Annotated in this window: 17 protein-coding genes; 5 read left to right on the top strand and 12 right to left on the bottom strand. The window is 72.0% G+C overall.

Features of this window, described 5'->3' with window-relative positions; all coding sequences use genetic code 11:
* Nucleotides 1-22 precede the first annotated feature (22 nt).
* The 5 genes from ACIRD7_RS20295 to rimP form a co-directional block, all read right to left on the bottom strand.
* A complete protein-coding gene (locus ACIRD7_RS20295) occupies nucleotides 23-316 on the bottom strand; it encodes a DUF503 domain-containing protein (protein ID WP_398822993.1) in 294 nt (97 codons plus the stop codon).
* Nucleotides 317-489: 173 nt separating this feature from the next.
* Entirely contained in the window at nucleotides 490-3,612 is a 3,123-nt protein-coding gene (gene infB, locus ACIRD7_RS20290) for a translation initiation factor IF-2 (RefSeq protein WP_403454938.1), read from the bottom strand.
* A 146-nt stretch (nucleotides 3,613-3,758) separates the two neighbouring features.
* Nucleotides 3,759-4,055 carry a YlxR family protein gene (locus ACIRD7_RS20285; protein WP_403454936.1) on the bottom strand — a complete coding sequence of 99 codons (297 nt, stop codon included), beginning with the start codon at nucleotides 4,053-4,055 and terminating at the stop codon, nucleotides 3,759-3,761.
* 102 nt (nucleotides 4,056-4,157) lie between these two features.
* Entirely contained in the window at nucleotides 4,158-5,144 is a 987-nt protein-coding gene (gene nusA, locus ACIRD7_RS20280; protein ID WP_328422777.1) for a transcription termination factor NusA, read from the bottom strand.
* A gap of 2 nt (nucleotides 5,145-5,146) precedes the next feature.
* Complete coding sequence (gene rimP / locus ACIRD7_RS20275; RefSeq protein WP_403454933.1) at nucleotides 5,147-5,653, bottom strand: ribosome maturation factor RimP; 507 nt, start codon at nucleotides 5,651-5,653, stop codon at nucleotides 5,147-5,149.
* A gap of 327 nt (nucleotides 5,654-5,980) precedes the next feature.
* On the opposite strand from rimP, the gene ACIRD7_RS20270 reads away from it, so the two are divergent.
* The 3 genes from ACIRD7_RS20270 to ACIRD7_RS20260 are packed head-to-tail and all read left to right on the top strand — an operon-like array spanning nucleotide 5,981 to nucleotide 7,939.
* Nucleotides 5,981-6,535: a hypothetical protein gene (locus tag ACIRD7_RS20270; protein WP_403454931.1), complete on the top strand. Its 555-nt coding sequence runs from the start codon at nucleotides 5,981-5,983 to the stop codon at nucleotides 6,533-6,535.
* On the top strand, nucleotides 6,532-6,990 hold the full coding sequence (locus ACIRD7_RS20265; protein ID WP_403454928.1) for a ferritin-like domain-containing protein: 459 nt from the start codon (nucleotides 6,532-6,534) through the stop codon (nucleotides 6,988-6,990). Before ACIRD7_RS20270 ends, ACIRD7_RS20265 begins: the two co-directional genes overlap by 4 nt.
* Nucleotides 6,991-7,039: 49 nt before the next feature.
* Nucleotides 7,040-7,939 carry an aminoglycoside phosphotransferase family protein gene (locus tag ACIRD7_RS20260; RefSeq protein ID WP_403454925.1) on the top strand — a complete coding sequence of 300 codons (900 nt, stop codon included), beginning with the start codon at nucleotides 7,040-7,042 and terminating at the stop codon, nucleotides 7,937-7,939.
* Nucleotides 7,940-8,089: 150 nt separating this feature from the next.
* On the opposite strand, the gene ACIRD7_RS20255 is transcribed toward ACIRD7_RS20260, so the two are convergent.
* The 4 genes from ACIRD7_RS20255 to ACIRD7_RS20240 are packed head-to-tail and all read right to left on the bottom strand — an operon-like array spanning nucleotide 8,090 to nucleotide 10,677.
* A complete protein-coding gene (locus ACIRD7_RS20255) occupies nucleotides 8,090-8,665 on the bottom strand; it encodes a hypothetical protein (protein WP_403454922.1) in 576 nt (191 codons plus the stop codon).
* A 28-nt stretch (nucleotides 8,666-8,693) separates the two neighbouring features.
* Entirely contained in the window at nucleotides 8,694-9,248 is a 555-nt protein-coding gene (locus ACIRD7_RS20250) for a WhiB family transcriptional regulator (RefSeq protein ID WP_403454920.1), read from the bottom strand.
* A complete protein-coding gene (locus ACIRD7_RS20245) occupies nucleotides 9,245-10,090 on the bottom strand; it encodes a BN159_2729 family protein (protein WP_403454918.1) in 846 nt (281 codons plus the stop codon). The genes ACIRD7_RS20250 and ACIRD7_RS20245 overlap by 4 nt, the downstream gene beginning before the upstream one ends.
* Entirely contained in the window at nucleotides 10,087-10,677 is a 591-nt protein-coding gene (locus tag ACIRD7_RS20240; protein ID WP_403454916.1) for an RNA polymerase sigma factor, read from the bottom strand. The genes ACIRD7_RS20245 and ACIRD7_RS20240 overlap by 4 nt, the downstream gene beginning before the upstream one ends.
* A 307-nt stretch (nucleotides 10,678-10,984) precedes the next feature.
* Here ACIRD7_RS20240 and ACIRD7_RS20235 point away from each other — a divergent pair, with 307 nt between their 5' ends.
* Nucleotides 10,985-11,407, top strand: a complete 423-nt coding sequence (locus tag ACIRD7_RS20235) for a helix-turn-helix domain-containing protein (RefSeq protein WP_403454913.1) — start codon at nucleotides 10,985-10,987, stop codon at nucleotides 11,405-11,407.
* Nucleotides 11,408-11,596: 189 nt separating this feature from the next.
* Nucleotides 11,597-11,842, top strand: coding sequence for a hypothetical protein (locus tag ACIRD7_RS20230; RefSeq protein ID WP_403454911.1), 246 nt, complete (start codon nucleotides 11,597-11,599; stop codon nucleotides 11,840-11,842).
* Between the two features lie 95 nt (nucleotides 11,843-11,937).
* On the opposite strand, the gene ACIRD7_RS20225 is transcribed toward ACIRD7_RS20230, so the two are convergent.
* The 3 genes from ACIRD7_RS20225 to ACIRD7_RS20215 form a co-directional block, all read right to left on the bottom strand.
* On the bottom strand, nucleotides 11,938-13,641 hold the full coding sequence (locus ACIRD7_RS20225; RefSeq protein WP_403454909.1) for a proline--tRNA ligase: 1,704 nt from the start codon (nucleotides 13,639-13,641) through the stop codon (nucleotides 11,938-11,940).
* Between the two features lie 72 nt (nucleotides 13,642-13,713).
* On the bottom strand, nucleotides 13,714-14,280 hold the full coding sequence (locus tag ACIRD7_RS20220) for a GNAT family N-acetyltransferase (protein ID WP_403454906.1): 567 nt from the start codon (nucleotides 14,278-14,280) through the stop codon (nucleotides 13,714-13,716).
* Nucleotides 14,281-14,324: 44 nt separating this feature from the next.
* Nucleotides 14,325-15,173, bottom strand: coding sequence for a GNAT family N-acetyltransferase (locus ACIRD7_RS20215; RefSeq protein WP_403454903.1), 849 nt, complete (start codon nucleotides 15,171-15,173; stop codon nucleotides 14,325-14,327).
* Nucleotides 15,174-15,461: the final 288 nt, after the last annotated feature.

Genomic DNA, 15,461 nt, shown 5'->3' with positions numbered 1-15,461 from the left:
TTTCTTCTGCTGCGTTCTGTGGTCAGTCGTCGTCGCCGTGGAAGCGCCGTCTCACGGACAGCAGCTCCACCTCGGGGCGGCCGGCGACCAGCCGTTCGCACCGGTCGAGTACGTCGCTGAGGTGCCCCGCGTCGCCGGAGACCATCGCCAGGCCGATGAGGGCTCTGCGATGGAGGTTCATGTGGTCGACCTCGGCCGCGCTCACCGCGTACTTCCGCTGGAGTTCGGCGACGATCGGACGAACCACGGAGCGCTTCTCCTTGAGCGAGCGTACGTCGCCGAGGAGGAGGTCGAAGGACAGAGTCCCCACGTACATGTGTGTAACCGGTTCACCCGCCGGTACGGGATCGATGGCCCTGCGATCGGTATGGCAGGGACATCAAGAACGGTACCGCGAACCCTTCGGCGGCTCGACGGAGTTTCCGCTCGGCAAACGCCGCGCTGGCCGGCGGAACCGAAGTCCCGCCGGCCAGCACGAACCGTCGGTGGTTACACCCGCGGCTTCTCGCGCATCTCGTACGTCGCGATGACGTCGTCGACCTTGATGTCGTTGAAGTTGCCGAGGTTGATACCGCCCTCGAACCCTTCGCGGATCTCGGTGACGTCGTCCTTGAAGCGACGCAGACCCTCGATGTTGAGGTTCTCCGCGACCACCTTGCCGTCGCGGATGAGGCGCGCCTTGGTGTTGCGCTTGACCTCGCCGGAGCGGATGAGAACACCCGCGATGTTGCCCAGCTTGGACGACTTGAAGACCTCGCGGATCTCCGCCGTACCGAGCTCGACCTCTTCGAACTCCGGCTTGAGCATGCCCTTGAGGGCCGCCTCGATCTCCTCGATCGCCTGGTAGATGACCGAGTAGTACCGGACGTCCACACCCTCGCGCTCGGCCATCTGCGCCGCGCGGCCGGCCGCGCGGACGTTGAAGCCGATCACGATGGCGTCGGAGCCCATCGCCAGGTCGATGTCGGACTCCGTGACCGCACCGACACCGCGGTGCAGGACGCGGATGTCGACCTCTTCGCCGACGTCCAGCTGGAGCAGCGAGGACTCGAGCGCCTCGACCGAACCGGAAGCGTCACCCTTGATGATCAGGTTCAGCTGCTGGACCTCGCCGGCCTTGAGCACCTTGTCCAGGTCCTCGAGGGAGACGCGGCGCGTGCGCTTGGCGAACGCGGCGTTGCGCTCACGGGCGGCACGCTTCTCGGCGATCTGACGGGCCGTACGGTCCTCGTCGACCACCAGGAAGTTGTCACCCGCACCCGGGACGTTGGTCAGACCCAGCACCTGGACCGGCGTGGAGGGGCCGGCCTCGGCGACGTTGTTGCCGTTGTCGTCGAGCATGGCGCGCACCCGGCCGTAGGCGTCGCCCACGACCATCGTGTCGCCGACCCGCAGCGTGCCTCGCTGGACGAGGACCGTCGCCACGGCACCGCGGCCGCGGTCGAGACGGGACTCGATCGAGATGCCCTGCGCGTCCTGGTTCGGGTTGGCCCGCAGGTCGAGCGAGGCGTCCGCGGTGAGGACCACGGCCTCCAGCAGGGAGTCGATGTGCAGACCCTGCTTGGCGGAGATGTCGACGAACATCGTGTCGCCGCCGTACTCCTCGGCCACCAGGCCGTACTCGGTCAGCTGACCGCGCACCTTGGTCGGGTCGGCGCCCTCGACGTCGATCTTGTTGACCGCGACGACGATCGGGACGTCGGCCGCCTTGGCGTGGTTGAGCGCCTCGACCGTCTGCGGCATGACGCCGTCGTTGGCCGCGACGACCAGGATCGCGATGTCGGTCGACTTCGCACCACGGGCACGCATGGCGGTGAACGCCTCGTGACCCGGGGTGTCGATGAAGGTGATCTTGCGCTCTTCGTCGTTGACCTCGGTGGAGACCTGGTAGGCACCGATGTGCTGGGTGATGCCGCCGGCCTCGCCCGCGATGACGTTCGTCTTGCGGATGGCGTCGAGGAGTCGGGTCTTACCGTGGTCGACGTGACCCATGACGGTGACGACCGGCGGACGGACCACCAGGTCCTCCTCGTCGCCCTCGTCCTCGCCGAACTCGATGTCGAAGGACTCGAGAAGCTCGCGGTCCTCCTCCTCGGGGCTGACGATCTGAACCGTGTAGTTCATCTCGCCGGCCAGGAGCTCCAGCGTCTCGTCGGAGACGGACTGGGTCGCGGTGACCATCTCGCCGAGGTTCATCATGACCGCGACGAGCGACGCCGGGTTGGCGTTGATCTTCTCCGCGAAGTCGGTGAGCGACGCACCGCGCGACAGGCGAATGGACTCGCCGTTGCCGCGAGGCAGCATCACGCCGCCGACCGACGGGGCCTGCATGGCCTCGTACTCCTGGCGCCTCTGCCGCTTCGACTTGCGACCGCGACGCGCGGGACCGCCGGGACGACCGAAGGCACCCTGCGTGCCACCACGGCCACCGGGACCGCCGGGACGACCGCCGAAGCCGGGACGGCCACCGCCGCCACCGCCGGGACCACCCGGACGACCGGCGAAGCCACCGCCACCGCCGCCGCCGGGACCACCCGGACGACCGGCGAAGCCGCCACCGCCGCCGCCACCGGGACGACCGGCGAAGCCGCCGCCGCCCGGACGACCGCCGCCACCGGGACGACCGCCGCCACCGGGACCGCGGCCACCGGGGCCACCGCCGCCGGGACGCGGGCCGGCAGCCGGACGCTGCGGCATCATGCCGGGGTTCGGACGCGGGCCGCCGGGGCCGCCGCCACCGGGACGCGGGCCGCCGCCCTGCGGACGGGGCATGCCGCCCGGGGTGGGACGCGCGCCGCCCGGAGCCTGCGGACGAGGACCGCCCGCCGCGCCCTGGGGACGGGGACCGCCCTGACCCTGCGGACGCGGGGCGCCGCCGGGACGCTCACCGGGGCCACCCGGGCCGCCGGGACGCGGGGCACCGCCCGGACGGGGCGCCTGCGGGCGCGCCATGCCGGTGGAGCCACCAGAGGTGAACGGGTTGTTGCCCGGACGGGGACCGGCCGGACGGGCACCGGGACGCGGGGCGCCGCCACCCGGACGCGGAGCGCCGGGACGGTCACCACGGTCACCGCGGCCCTGGCCGCCCTGCGCGGGGCCACCGGGACGCTGGCCACCCGGACGCGGCGCCTGGCCACCCGGACGCGGGGCGCCCGGACGCGGGCCGGAGCCCTGGCCCTGCGAGGCAGCCGGGGCGGCGGGTGCCGACGGGGGTGCCGTGAACTCGGGCGCGGTCGGAGCCGGGGACGCCGGGGCGGGCCGCGGCGCGGGCTTCGGGCCCGGAGTGGGACGGGGGCCGGGAGAGGCCGGCGCGGCCGGGGCCGCGGGCTTCTCGGCGGCCGGCTTGGGGGCAGCCGGGCGCGGCGGCGCCGGACGGGCTGCCTGCGCCGGAGAGGGGGCTCCCGGCTTCGCCGGGGCAGCCTTGCGGGCGGGGGCGGACTTGCCGCCACCGTTGCCCTGCTGGAGGGCGTCCGTCAGTTTGCGGACAACGGGCGCTTCGATGGTCGAAGACGCCGAACGGACGAATTCACCGAGTTCCTGGAGCTTGGCCATGACGACCTTGCTCTCCACACCGAACTCCTTGGCGAGTTCGTATACCCGGACCTTAGCCACTTCGCTCCTTTTAGGTCCGGGTTGCGGCCGGACCGTCGCTACTTCATGGGCGTACTCATCGCGTACTCATCGAGTGCTCATCGCAATCTCGACCTACTTCCGACTCGCGAGGTACCAGGGCCGCACGGGGTTCCGTACGACGCTTCTTACGGTGTTGCCTGCTCGGCAACTGTTCTCTGCTCGACGTGCTGACGCAACGCCTTTGTGTCGAGCGCTCCCGGGGCGCGCAACGCCCGCGTGAACGCCCGGCGGCGTACCGCCTGGTCGAGACAGACCAGGGCGGGGTGTACATAGGCACCCCGGCCGGGCAGCGTACCGCTTGGATCAGGGACGCACTCGTCCTTGATCGCCACGGTCCGCAGCAGTTCAGCCTTGGCCGCTCGCTCCCGGCACCCCACACAGGTACGTTCAGGGCAGGCGCGGGCGCGTGTCCGGCCAGACATCACTAAGTCTACCTCCCCGTACCGACCTCACCCCTTTGGGGCAGGATTCGAACAGTTGCCGTTCGGTAACCTGACGTGATCCAAGCGCCCTGCGGCTTGGATCTATTCCCCGGCCTGCTCGGTGTCCGGACGGATGTCGATCCGCCAGCCGGTGAGCCGGGCCGCGAGCCGGGCATTCTGCCCTTCCTTGCCGATCGCCAGCGACAGCTGGTAGTCGGGCACGGTCACCCGCGCGGAGCGGGCCGCCATGTCCACGACCTCGACCTTGGAGACCCGGGCCGGGGAGAGCGCGTTCGCCACCATCTCGGCCGGGTCGTCCGACCAGTCGACGATGTCGATCTTCTCGCCGTTCAGCTCGCCCATGACATTGCGCACCCGGCCGCCCATGGGGCCGATGCAGGCGCCCTTGGCGTTCAGACCGCTGCGGGTGGACCGTACGGCGATCTTGGTGCGGTGGCCGGCCTCGCGGGCGATGGCGGCGATCTCGACGGAACCGTCGGCGATCTCCGGCACCTCCAGGGCGAAGAGCTTCTTCACCAGGTTGGGGTGCGTACGGGACAGGGTGACCGAGGGACCTCGGACGCCCTTCGCCACCCGTACGACGTACGACCGGATCCGCATCCCGTGCGGGTACGTCTCACCCGGGACCTGCTCCTGCACCGGCAGGATGGCCTCCAGCTTGCCGATGTCCACGAGCACGTTCTTCGGGTCGCGGCCCTGCTGGACCACACCGGTGACGATGTCACCCTCGCGCCCCGCGTACTCGCCGAGCGTCGCGTCGTCCTCGGCGTCGCGCAGCCGCTGCAGGATGACCTGCTTGGCGGTGGTGGCGGCGATACGGCCGAAGCCGGAGGGGGTGTCGTCGAACTCGCGGGCCTCCTGGCCCTCCTCCAGATCCTCGGGATCCTCCTTCGCCCACACGGTGACGTGTCCGGTCTCCCGGTTCAGCTCCACGCGCGCGTGGCGGCGGCTTCCCTCGGTGCGGTGGTAGGCGATGAGGAGGGCCGACTCGATCGCCTCGACCAGCAGGTCGAAGGAGATCTCCTTCTCCCGTACCAAGCCCCGCAGGGCACTCATGTCGATGTCCACGGCTACGCCTCCTCTTCCTTCTCGTCCTTGCTGCTCTTGCGGTTGAACTCGACCTGCACGCGCGCCTTGTCGATCTCCGGGAACCCGAGTCTGCGGCTGGTGGCCTTGCGGCCCTTCACTCCGGGCACTTCGAGGTCGAGACCTTCGTCGTCGACCGTCAGGATGCGGGCCACCAGCTCCCCGCCGTCGGCCAGCTGGAACTTCACCAGCCGGTCGATGGCGCGCACGTAGTGCCGGTGCTCCTTGAGGGGGCGTTCCGCGCCCGGGGTGCCGACCTCGAGGGTGTACTCGCCCTCGCCCATCGCGTCCGTCTCGTCGAGCTTCGCCGAGAGCGCGCGGCTCACATCGGCGATCTGGTCCAGGTCGGCTCCGGTGTCGGAGTCGACGACGACGCTCAGCACACGCTTGCGTCCGACGGAGTCCACTGCGATCTCTTCGAGGTCCAGGCCCTGGGAGGTGACGAGGGGTTCCAGCAGTTCTCGCAGCCTCTCGCTCTGGGTGGTGCTCATCCGGGTGACTCCTCGGCCGCGTGTGCTGTTGTGGGATGGGTCGCGTGTCTGGTCAAAGGGTATCGGGTCGTGGGGACTGGTGCGTGCTGCCTCCGGCGGTGGTGCGGGGCGCCATCGGGCTCGGGGGCTGTGGGTTTGTGGGCGGGTGCGGGTTGGCTGTGGCTGGTTGCGCCCACGCGGCGGTAGCCGCACATTGATACAGGCCCGCGCCCCTAGGGGCGCGGGCCGAGCCGGTGACATGAGGTGACGCGAGTCGCGGGTACCGTGATCACGGCGGAGTGGTCTGCCCGCCCGTTTGTTCGTACGAGCCTCCCGAGGACGTCAGCCGTGCCGTACTCCCCACCGTCGCGCATCCCCTCGGGGCCGCGCAGAAGAACCCTGCTCGCCTCGGCCGCCGGGGCCGCCCTGTTGGTGGGCTGCTCCTCCGGGTCCGAGGACTCGGACGGCGGCACGAGCGGCAGTCCCTCGCTCGCCGAGCGGGTACGCGCGCGTGCGGCCCGGGACAGCGAGGGGCTGGTCGAGCGGTACGACGCCGTGCTGGCCGCCCATCCGGTACTGGCGGCGCTGGCGGGGCCGTTGCGGTCGCAGGCGGCACGGCACGCGGAGGCGTTCGGCGCGGGTGCAGCCAAGCCGTCCGCCGGGCCCTCCAGGACGTCCGGGGCGCCGCGGGACGGCAAGGCGTCGCCCTCCGCCACCGCGTCCGCGGCCGTGCCCGCGAACGAGCGGGACGCCCTGGCCGAACTCGCCGCCGCCGAGCGGGAGCTCGCGGACCGGCGGACGAAGGAACTGCTCCAGGTGCCCGGCGAACTGGCGCGGCTGCTGGCCTCCGTGGCGGCGGCCGGAGCGGCGCACGCGTATCTGCTGACCGAGGGGGCCAAATGAGCAAGAAGGCGACGTTGACGGCCCTCCAGGCGGCGCTGGCCGCCGAGCACGCGGCCGTGTACGGGTACGGCGTGGTCGGCGGCCGTATCGCCGAGGACCGGCGTACGGAGGCGCGGGAGGCGTACGAGGCCCATCGGGCGCGGCGGGACGCGCTGGCGCGCAAGGTGCGTGACCTGGGCGCGAAGCCGGTCGCGGCGAGCGCCGGGTACGCGCTCCCGTTCCCGGTGACGGACACGGCGACGGCCGTGCGGTTCGCCGCCGAGCTGGAGGACCGGGTGGCCGGGGTGTACTCCGACCTGGTGCGCGCGGCCGAGGGCGAGCTGCGCGGTACGGCCACCGAGGCGCTGCGGGAGACCGCCGTGCGGGCGGTGCGCTGGCGGGGCGAGAGCGTAGCCTTCCCTGGGCTCGCCGAGCGTGCGGGCACCACGACCACGTCGGCGGCGCCCACCGCCTGAGGCGGGCCGGAGCACACGTACGGGCAGTACGGGAAGGGACGACTCGCGCATGGCATTCGAACCGCCGCAGCGTCTGGTCAGGGCGCTCGGTGAGACGGCACCGGACGGTGACGACTGGTTGGAGAAGCTGCCGGAGGCGGCCCACCAGGCCGTCACGCTACGCGAGTTGACCGTTGAACGAGTGCAGATGCCCGGTGGCCGCAGCAGCCTGGTGATGCTGGTGCGGCGCGCGGACGGCACGCCCGCCGTGCTCAAGCTGGCCCCGCCCCGGTTCCGCCCGGAGAGCGAGCGGGCCGCGCTCGCTCACTGGGGCGGCCTGGGCGCCGTACAGCTGCTGGAACCCCCGGTCACCGAGGGGGTGTTGGTGCTGGAGCGGCTGCATCCGGATCTGTCGGTGCGGTCGCTGCCGGAGGCGAAGGCACTGCTGGAGGCGGCGGGGACGTTGCGGCGGCTGTGGGTGGAGCCGCCGGCCGGTCATGTCTTCGAGACCGTGGCCGAGCGGACCGGGCGGCAGGCCGAGGCGATGCGGGCGACCGTGGCCGCCTTCGGCGAAGTGGCGGCGTTGGTCGACGCCGCGCTGGCCGCGCGCGCGGAGCTGGTGGCCGCGCCGCCCGAGCGGCGGTTGCTGCACGGGACGTTCCGGCAGAGCAAGGTGCTGGCCGGGGAGCGGATGCCGTGGCTCGCGGTGGGCCCGGACCCGGTGGTCGGCGAGTGCGCGTTCGATCTGGCGCGGCTGGTGCGGGACCGGGTGGAGGACCTGATCGCCACACCGTCGGGCGCGGCGACGACCCGGCGGCGGGTGAAGCGGCTCGCGGAGTCGCTGGACGTGGACCAGGAGCGGTTGCGCGGGTGGACGCTGTTCCGGGCCGTGGAGTCCGGGGTGCGGGCGCTTCGGGTGGGGCGGCCGCAGGACGCCGAGTTGTTGCTGGAGTTCGCGGGCTGGCTGTAGCGGCCCTGCCCAGGCGGCGCCGGGTGCCATGGGTGGGACCACGCCCCCCTGCCATGGTCGGAGCAGAGGGGCGTGGTGGATCCGATCGACTTGCCTCCCGAGCCTGCCGACCGGAGTCTCGCGGGCGCCAGGACGGCCGTCGGGGCGCCTTCAGTGGTTGTCGGGCCGCAGAGGCATCACCGCCGCCCATGTCCGGGCCGTCTCACCCGACAGGATTCCCTCCATGGCCAGCAGCCGGGTGTGCCGGCGCAGGTGGGCCGTCTGGTCCTGGGGCGCGGGGCGCTCACCGGCGACCGGATGCGCGTACGGGACATGGGCGAACAGCGGCAGGTCGGCCGGTGACAGCCGCCAGGACAACCGCTGTCCGCCGGCCTCGATGCGCAGCAGGTGGGCGCCGTCGGGTCCGCAGCCGTCGTCGGGCGTGAGGCCGGCGCTCGCCGGGTGCAACGCGGCCAGCCAGGCCAGCAGATGGGCGCGTTCGCGTCGGGCGTCGGTCAACTCCCGCTCGTAGGAGTCGGCGTGCCGCTGCCAGCGTTCGCGTTCCTGTCGGCAGTCGTCCAGGTCGCGCCCGAGGCGGTGGCGCGGTCCGGTCCCGCGCGCGAGGTGCTTGCCGCGGCGTCGCAGGACACGGAGCAGGGCGGCGGCCGCGCGGCCGCCGGGTCCCGGGACACGGAGGTGGCCGGTTCCGGACGCGGCGGGCAGGGGATCCGGCGGGGGCGAGGGCATGAGGTGCTCCGGTTGCGGTGAGGGGATGTCAGCTCGGGTCGCCGGACGACCCGGCTCGTTGTCGGGCGCGGGCGCTCTCGCGCTGGTCGCGAGTGGAGCCGGTACGGCGATAGCGGCCGGCCTCCCGTGCGTTGGCGGCGCGGCACGCCTCGTCGACGGGTTCGCCCCGGCGCAAGTGCCGTTGGTAGGCGGCGCGGGTGCCGCAGGGGGCGGGCCGGGTGCGCGGGGGTCCGGCCCGGTCAAGGGGTGCGGCGCGATCGACGGACTCACCGGACCGCGGTGCCTGTCGGCGCGGCGGGTTCGCGGCGCGCTCGAGGTCATGGCGCTGGGCGCCGGTCAGGCCGGCCACGACGCCTTGGCGACGGCAGCGGGGAAGTCCCTTCTCCCGTTGCAGCACGGCGGCCCGGCACGGGTCGAGCACGGGACAGGCCGCGCAGATCGCGACGGCCGTCGGCCAGGAACTGCGCGAGAACCACAGGTCCGCGTCCCGCTCCCCGCAGGCGGCGCTCGCCTCCCAGACGCGCGAGCCGCCATCCGTCCCCGCCTCGCCCCGGATCCACGGACCCGCCCCACCGCGCGTCATCCGACCGGCCCGGTGGGACCGCACACCGGTTCGGACGACACCACCGGCGACGGGGCCGGCAGGGGTAACGCCCGGCCACCGTCGGGTGAGCCGGACCTGACCGGCGTCAACGGCCCGAGGTGAACGGCCAGGTTGGCGAGGGAGCACCGCTCGGGCCGGCCGTCCAGGGACATCAGGGGCATCCCGTCGTGGCTCCGGCAACCCTGGAAGTACCAGACGTCGCCCTGGGCGTCGCGCTGCGGGAACGCCAGGTCGTAGGTGATGCCGCCGAACCTGAAGAGACGCGTCCGCGGTCCGGGCGCCGAGGAGTCGGGAGCCGTCGGCGGGGACGCCGCGGAGGCGGGCGCCACGGACGGTGCCGCCGAGGTGGCGCCGTGGGCCACCACCGTCACCCGGACGCCGCCGCGCTCGCCCTCGCCGACCACCGTGTGGGGGCGGGCGCCCGTCCAGACCGCGGTGATGCCCAGATACGCGCGCCAGCGGGCCCAGGGAAGGGGGCCGTCGACGCGGAGCACGACCCGCACCCGGTCGCCGTCCACGCGGACGCCGGAGGGACCGGCGTGCCCGGCCAGCCGGCGTTCGATGGCGTGCGCGAGGGAGCGTGCCCGTGCGCAGGAGGCGTCCCAGGCCAGCGCCTTGCGTTCCAGGTCGGTGAGCGGGCGCGGCGCCGGGGACCAGCCGCCGTCCGGCGTCCGGTGCAGTACGACGCCGAAGGAGCGCCCGGGGTCGACGAGGAGGCGGGCGGTGTCGAGCGCGCGTGCGACCGCGGTCGCCCGGTCGGTCCCGGTGGACTGCAGTGCCGCGCGGATCACGCCGACGGCGTGCGGGAAGTTGCTGTTCACACGGACACCGCCTCGACCGGCCCGCGCAGCTTGCGCAGGGCACGGTAGGTCAGCGTCTTGACCGCCCCGACGCTCCGGCCCATCGCCAACGCCGTCTCCTGCGGGGTCAGTTCGTCGAGGAAACGCAGCTCCACGCAGTGCCGCTGCTGCGCGTTGAGGGTGTGCAGGGCGGCGCGGACAGTCTGGTGGGTCTCGACGGCCTCCAGAGCGCGAAGGGCGAACGCCTCCGTGTCCCGGCCGGCCTCCCCGGGGTGGTCGAACTCGGCGACCAGGGTCTCCCACCGGGTGCGGCCACGGCCGAGTTCGTCGAGGTAGAGGTTCTTCGCGATGGTGGTCAGCCAGGCGGCGAAGGCCGTGCCCTGCCAGGTGAAGGCGTCGATGTGCCGCAGGGCGCGGGTGAACACCTCCTGGGTCAGGTCCTCCGCCAGATGTCTGTTGTGCGTGCGGACCAGCAGGAACCCGTACACCATGCGGTAGTGCTGGTGGTACAGGTCCGCGAACGCCTCCCGGTCGCCCCTGCGGGCGCGGGCGACGAGATCGGGTTCCAGGTCGCCCGGAGCGGTGATGACGTTGTCCGGTAGGGACACGATCGGTTCTCCCGTCGAATCGTTCTCTCGCATCGAATCTTCAATATTCATGTAGATGTAGATTCTCCGGCTGCATGGCGACGGTCCGCGACAGGAGCCGCGAGCCACACGAAGCCATCTACAGTCTTCATGTAGATGCAGATAGTGTCAAGATACTTACGGAACGTGAAGGAAGGCGTGCCCGGCTCAGGCCGGGGGCGCGCGGTTGCGCGACCGCCTCTGCGGCGCTCCCCTACGCTCCCGACGCCCTCACGAGCGGTCTGCGATCTACTTGCGCTTGTAGATATTGATGCCGGATCCTCGTTGCGTGACGATCCAGCAGAGCAGCCCAGGAGACCCGGACCCCGGCCAGGATTCCCCTCGCCAGGACGAGGACCTGGCGGCTCTGCTCGACCGTCTCCTGGGACAGGTGCCGGACAGGACGCAGAAGGACCTGGCGGCCGAGGCCGGCATCTCCTACCCGACGCTGAACGCCTGGATGAACCGCACCCGCGGCACCTCACGCATCGATCCGGAGAAGCTGCGGGCCATGGTCGAGGTGTTCCGGCGCTGGGGCGTCCGGACCACACCGAGGGAGTTCTTCGAGGCGGTCGGCCGCCCCGTTCCGGGACCGAGCGGGGACGAGCGCGAGGCCCGGCTGCTCAAGCTCTACCGGCAATTGCCGGAGGCACGTCAGCGCGCACTGCTCAAGGACGCCGAGGCCATGCTTCAGGTCAGCCGCATCGGCTGAGGCCAGGGGCTCGTTTTCGGCCACCGGGCCGCGCCGCGGGCGTGTGCCGGGAGTGACGGGCGATCTGGGTGCGGCAGGGGAATATGACGAAACTGCTCCCGCACCTGACCGCCGTCGGTACCATCAGTCAGCCGCTGACCTCCCGGAGCGGATCACTCCATGCCGTAGTGCATCCCTGGGGAGAGAGTTGTGTGCGTCCACATTTCCGTGACGGACGGTCTGGCGAGCATCGCGGTCTGGGACCCGGACGAGGTCAGCATCCGCGTCGCCAGAGGTGCCCCGGCGCGTGACGTGCTCCGAGAAGTGGCGGACATCCTGCGGATCGACCTGGGCGCTCCCGGCTCATGTGGCGGGCCCCTGCGCTGCTTCTGCGGCATGCGCGTCGAGCTTCCGCACGAACTCCTCCCCCGCGTACTCACGGCCGAGGCCGGCTGAACCCGGGTCCGAGGCCTGAAAGGCAGGACCGTCCCTCGCTGTGTGACGCTGTGTCACACGGCGAAGGACGGTCCAGAAGGTTCCGCCGGGTCGCGTTACGCCGTCAGGCGGGCGATCGCCTCGTCCACCGTCAGCTCCTCGCGCTCACCGGTCCTGCGGTCCTTGAGCTCGACGACGCCCTCGGCCGCGCGCCGTCCGGCCACCAGGATCTGGGGTACGCCGATCAGCTCCGAGTCAGTGAACTTCACGCCCGGCGAGACGCCCGCGCGGTCATCGCACAGGACGCGCAGACCGGCGGCCGACAGCTTCTCGGAGACGTCGAGGGCGAGTTCGGTCTGCAGCGCCTTGCCCGCGGCGACCACGTGCACGTCGGCCGGGGCGACCTCGGCGGGCCAGCACAGGCCCTTGTCGTCGGCGGTCTGCTCGGCGAGGGCGGCGACGGCGCGGGAGACGCCGATGCCGTAGGAGCCCATGGTGACGCGGACCGGCTTGCCGTTCTGGCCGAGGACGTCGAGCTTGAGGGCGTCGGCGTACTTGCGGCCCAGCTGGAAGATGTGGCCGATCTCGATGGCGCGGTCCAGCTTGAGGCCGGTGCCGCACTTGGGGCAGGGGTCACCCTCCTGGACGACCACGACGTCGACGTACTCGTCGACCTCGAAGTCACGGCCCGCCACGACGTTCTTCGCGTGCGTGCCCTCCTTGTTGGCGCCGGTGATCCAGGCGGTGCCGGGGGCCACGCGCGGGTCGGCGAGGTACTTCACCTTCTCGCCCAGGCCCTGCGGGCCGACGTAGCCGCGCACCAGGTCCCGGTTCTCCGCGAAGTCCGCCTCGGTGACCATCTCGACGACGGCCGGGGCGAAGTGGGCCTCGACCTTGTCCATGTCGACCTCGCGGTCCCCGGGGACGCCCACGGCCACGATCTCGCCGTCGACCTTGACCAGGAGGTTCTTCAGGGTGGCGGAGGCCTGGACGCCGAGGTGGGCGGCGAGGGTCTCGATGGTGGGGGTGTCCGGCGTCGGGATCTCCTCGAGCGCGGGCACGCCCGTGGCGTCCACCGGCTTCAGCTCGTAGGTGATCGCCTCGGTGTTGGCCGCGAAGTCGCAGTTCGGGCAGTCGGCGAAGGTGTCCTCGCCGGCCTCGGCCGGGGCGAGGAACTCCTCCGACTTCGAGCCGCCCATCGCGCCGGCGGTGGCGGCGCAGATGCGGTAGTCGAGGCCGAGGCGCTCGAAGACGCGCTGGTAGGCCTGGCGGTGCAGGGCGTAGGACTGTGCGAGGCCCTCGTCCTCGGTGTCGAAGGAGTAGGAGTCCTTCATCAGGAACTCGCGGCCGCGCAGGATGCCGGCCCGGGGGCGGGCCTCGTCGCGGTACTTGTGCTGGATCTGGTAGAGGATGACCGGCAGGTCCTTGTAGGAGGACGCCTGGTCCTTCACCAGCAGGGTGAAGATCTCCTCGTGGGTCGGGCCGAGCAGGTAGTCGCCGCCCTTGCGGTCCTTGAGGCGGAACAGCTCCTGGCCGTACTCGTCCCAGCGGCCGGTCGCGTCGTACGGCTCACGCGGCAGCAGCGCGGGGAGCAGCACCTCCTGGGCGCCGATGGCGTCCATCTCCTCGCGGACGACGCGCTCCACGTTGGCGAGGACGCGCTTGCCGAGGGGCAGCCAGGACCAGATGCCGGCCGCCGTGCGACGGACGTAGCCGGCGCGGACCAGCAGCTTGTGGCTGAGGACCTCGGCGTCCGCCGGGTCGTCGCGCAGCGTCTTCGCCATCAACTGGGACATGCGCTGGACCGGTGCGTTGGCCATGGTTCTCGTACTCCTGCCGGATGTGGGTTATGGCAGGAGGTTAGCCGGGTGGTACGGGACGGTGGAAATCGGTTAACGGCGGCGGAGCGGGAGAGGGGCGCCCATCACGGCGTACGGCTTGGGAGCGCTGGGGAAGAGGACCTGGCGGGCGAGGTCCTCGTAGCCGAGGGAGTGGTAGAGGCCGCGGGCCGGGCTGTCGACGTCGATCGCCGAGAGGATCGAGCGCGGTTCGGTGGCGCCGTCGGTGATCGTGGTGATCAGGGAGCGGCCGACTCCGCGGTTCTGGTAGCGCGGGTGGACGTGGAGTTCGGTGATGACGAAGGAGTCGTCGAGCCAGTCGTCGTGCCCCTGGGCCCGGAGGTAGGGCTCCACGACCGTGGACCACCAGTGGGTGCGGTCGTTGGGCATCCCGTAGACGAAACCGACCAGGCGCCCCGCCGCGGTGGCGCCGAGGGCCCGGGCTCCGGGGTACGTCATGTGGCGCAGGACGATCTGACGGCGTACGGCCACCTCGTCGGGTCCCAGGCCGAAGGCCACGGCCTGGACGGCGAGGGCCTCGTCGACGCGGGCGGAGATGTCCAGCGGGCCGATCACGATGTCGTCTGGTTGGCGGCGGTGTGCGTGACCGGGAAGGCGCATGTGGGGAGCGTACAGGGGACGACCGCGCTGCCCCGGACGGTCGTTCAGAACAGAACGCTCATGAAAGCGCCGACCTCCTGGAAGCCCACCCTCTGGTAGGTCCTTCGCGCGGCGGTGTTGAAGTCGTTGACGTACAGGCTCACCACGGGGGCGACGTCCGCCAGGGCATAGCGCAGCACCGCCGCCATGCCGGGGCCCGCGAGGCCCTGCCCCCGGTACTCGGGAGCCACCCACACGCCCTGGATCTGGCAGGCCCGGTCCGTCGCGGCGCCGATCTCGGCCTTGAAGACGACCTTGCCGTCCTGGTCGAGGCGGGCGAAGGAGCGGCCGGATCCGACGAGTTCGGCGACCCGGGCCTGGTAGAGCAGGCCGCCGTCGCCGGCCAGCGGGGAGACCCCGACCTCCTCGGTGAACATCGCCACGCACGCCGGCATGATCGTGTCCATCTCGTCCTTGCGGATCCGGCGGACGTACGGATCAGGGGCGATGCCGGCCGGCATGCGGTCGGTGATCATGAGGGGCTGGTGGGAGCGGACCTCCCGGGCCGGGCCCCAGTTGGGTTCCAGCAGGCGCCACAGCTGGGCGGTGGATTCGGCGGGGCCGACGATGGAGGAGCAGCGGCGGCCCGCGCGCCGGGCGCGGTCGGCGAAGGCCCGTACGGCTCGGGGGGTCGCGCAGATCGGGACGAGGTTGGCGCCCGCGTAGCACAGGGACGTGAGCATGCCGTCCTCGTACCAGCCCCACATCTCGCCGCCGAGGCGCCAGGGGTCGAGGCCGGCGATCTGGACGCGGGACGTCACGAAGGCGTTCGCGACCGGCTCGCGGTCGAGGACTGCGAGCGCGGCGTCCAGGTCACTCGGTTCGAGCACCCGTGAGGTGGTCTGGGTCAACACGGTGCGGGGCCTCACGCTGGGGTTCTGCTGGTCCCCGCACTGTACCTGCGGAAGCTTTGCCGTGCCGCCCAGTGGAGGTTGCCGTTCGTTTGCCGGTGACTGTCGGCCAGGGCGCCCTCCCTGGGGGCTGCCGCCCCCAGGCACCCGCTTCGGCCCCGAAGGGCCTTGTCGCACGCCGGACGGGCTGCGCCGCTGGACCCGGACGCCTACGAGCTCGGCACGCTGCGAGGGCCGGCGGCTGCGGGTGAGTGGGGGCTGGGCGCGCAGTTCCCCGCGCCCCTCGGGGGC

This window comes from Streptomyces sp. NPDC093568 (genome assembly GCF_044764945.1).
GTDB lineage: Bacteria > Actinomycetota > Actinomycetes > Streptomycetales > Streptomycetaceae > Streptomyces.
The sequence above is the reverse complement of the archived record's forward strand: the minus strand, read 5'-3'. Positions and strand labels throughout refer to the sequence as shown.

Excerpts from the sequence above, each read along its gene's own strand:
- ACIRD7_RS20295 (WP_398822993.1), bottom strand. The coding sequence starts at position 316 with ATGTACGTGGGGACTCTGTCCTTCGACCTCCTCCTCGGCGACGTACGC.
- ACIRD7_RS20285 (WP_403454936.1), bottom strand. The coding sequence starts at position 4,055 with ATGTCTGGCCGGACACGCGCCCGCGCCTGCCCTGAACGTACCTGTGTG.
- rimP (WP_403454933.1), bottom strand. The coding sequence starts at position 5,653 with ATGAGCACCACCCAGAGCGAGAGGCTGCGAGAACTGCTGGAACCCCTC.
- ACIRD7_RS20265 (WP_403454928.1), top strand. The coding sequence starts at position 6,532 with ATGAGCAAGAAGGCGACGTTGACGGCCCTCCAGGCGGCGCTGGCCGCC.
- ACIRD7_RS20260 (WP_403454925.1), top strand. The coding sequence starts at position 7,040 with ATGGCATTCGAACCGCCGCAGCGTCTGGTCAGGGCGCTCGGTGAGACG.
- ACIRD7_RS20255 (WP_403454922.1), bottom strand. The coding sequence starts at position 8,665 with ATGCCCTCGCCCCCGCCGGATCCCCTGCCCGCCGCGTCCGGAACCGGC.
- ACIRD7_RS20250 (WP_403454920.1), bottom strand. The coding sequence starts at position 9,248 with ATGACGCGCGGTGGGGCGGGTCCGTGGATCCGGGGCGAGGCGGGGACG.
- ACIRD7_RS20225 (WP_403454909.1), bottom strand. The coding sequence starts at position 13,641 with ATGGCCAACGCACCGGTCCAGCGCATGTCCCAGTTGATGGCGAAGACG.
- ACIRD7_RS20220 (WP_403454906.1), bottom strand. The coding sequence starts at position 14,280 with ATGCGCCTTCCCGGTCACGCACACCGCCGCCAACCAGACGACATCGTG.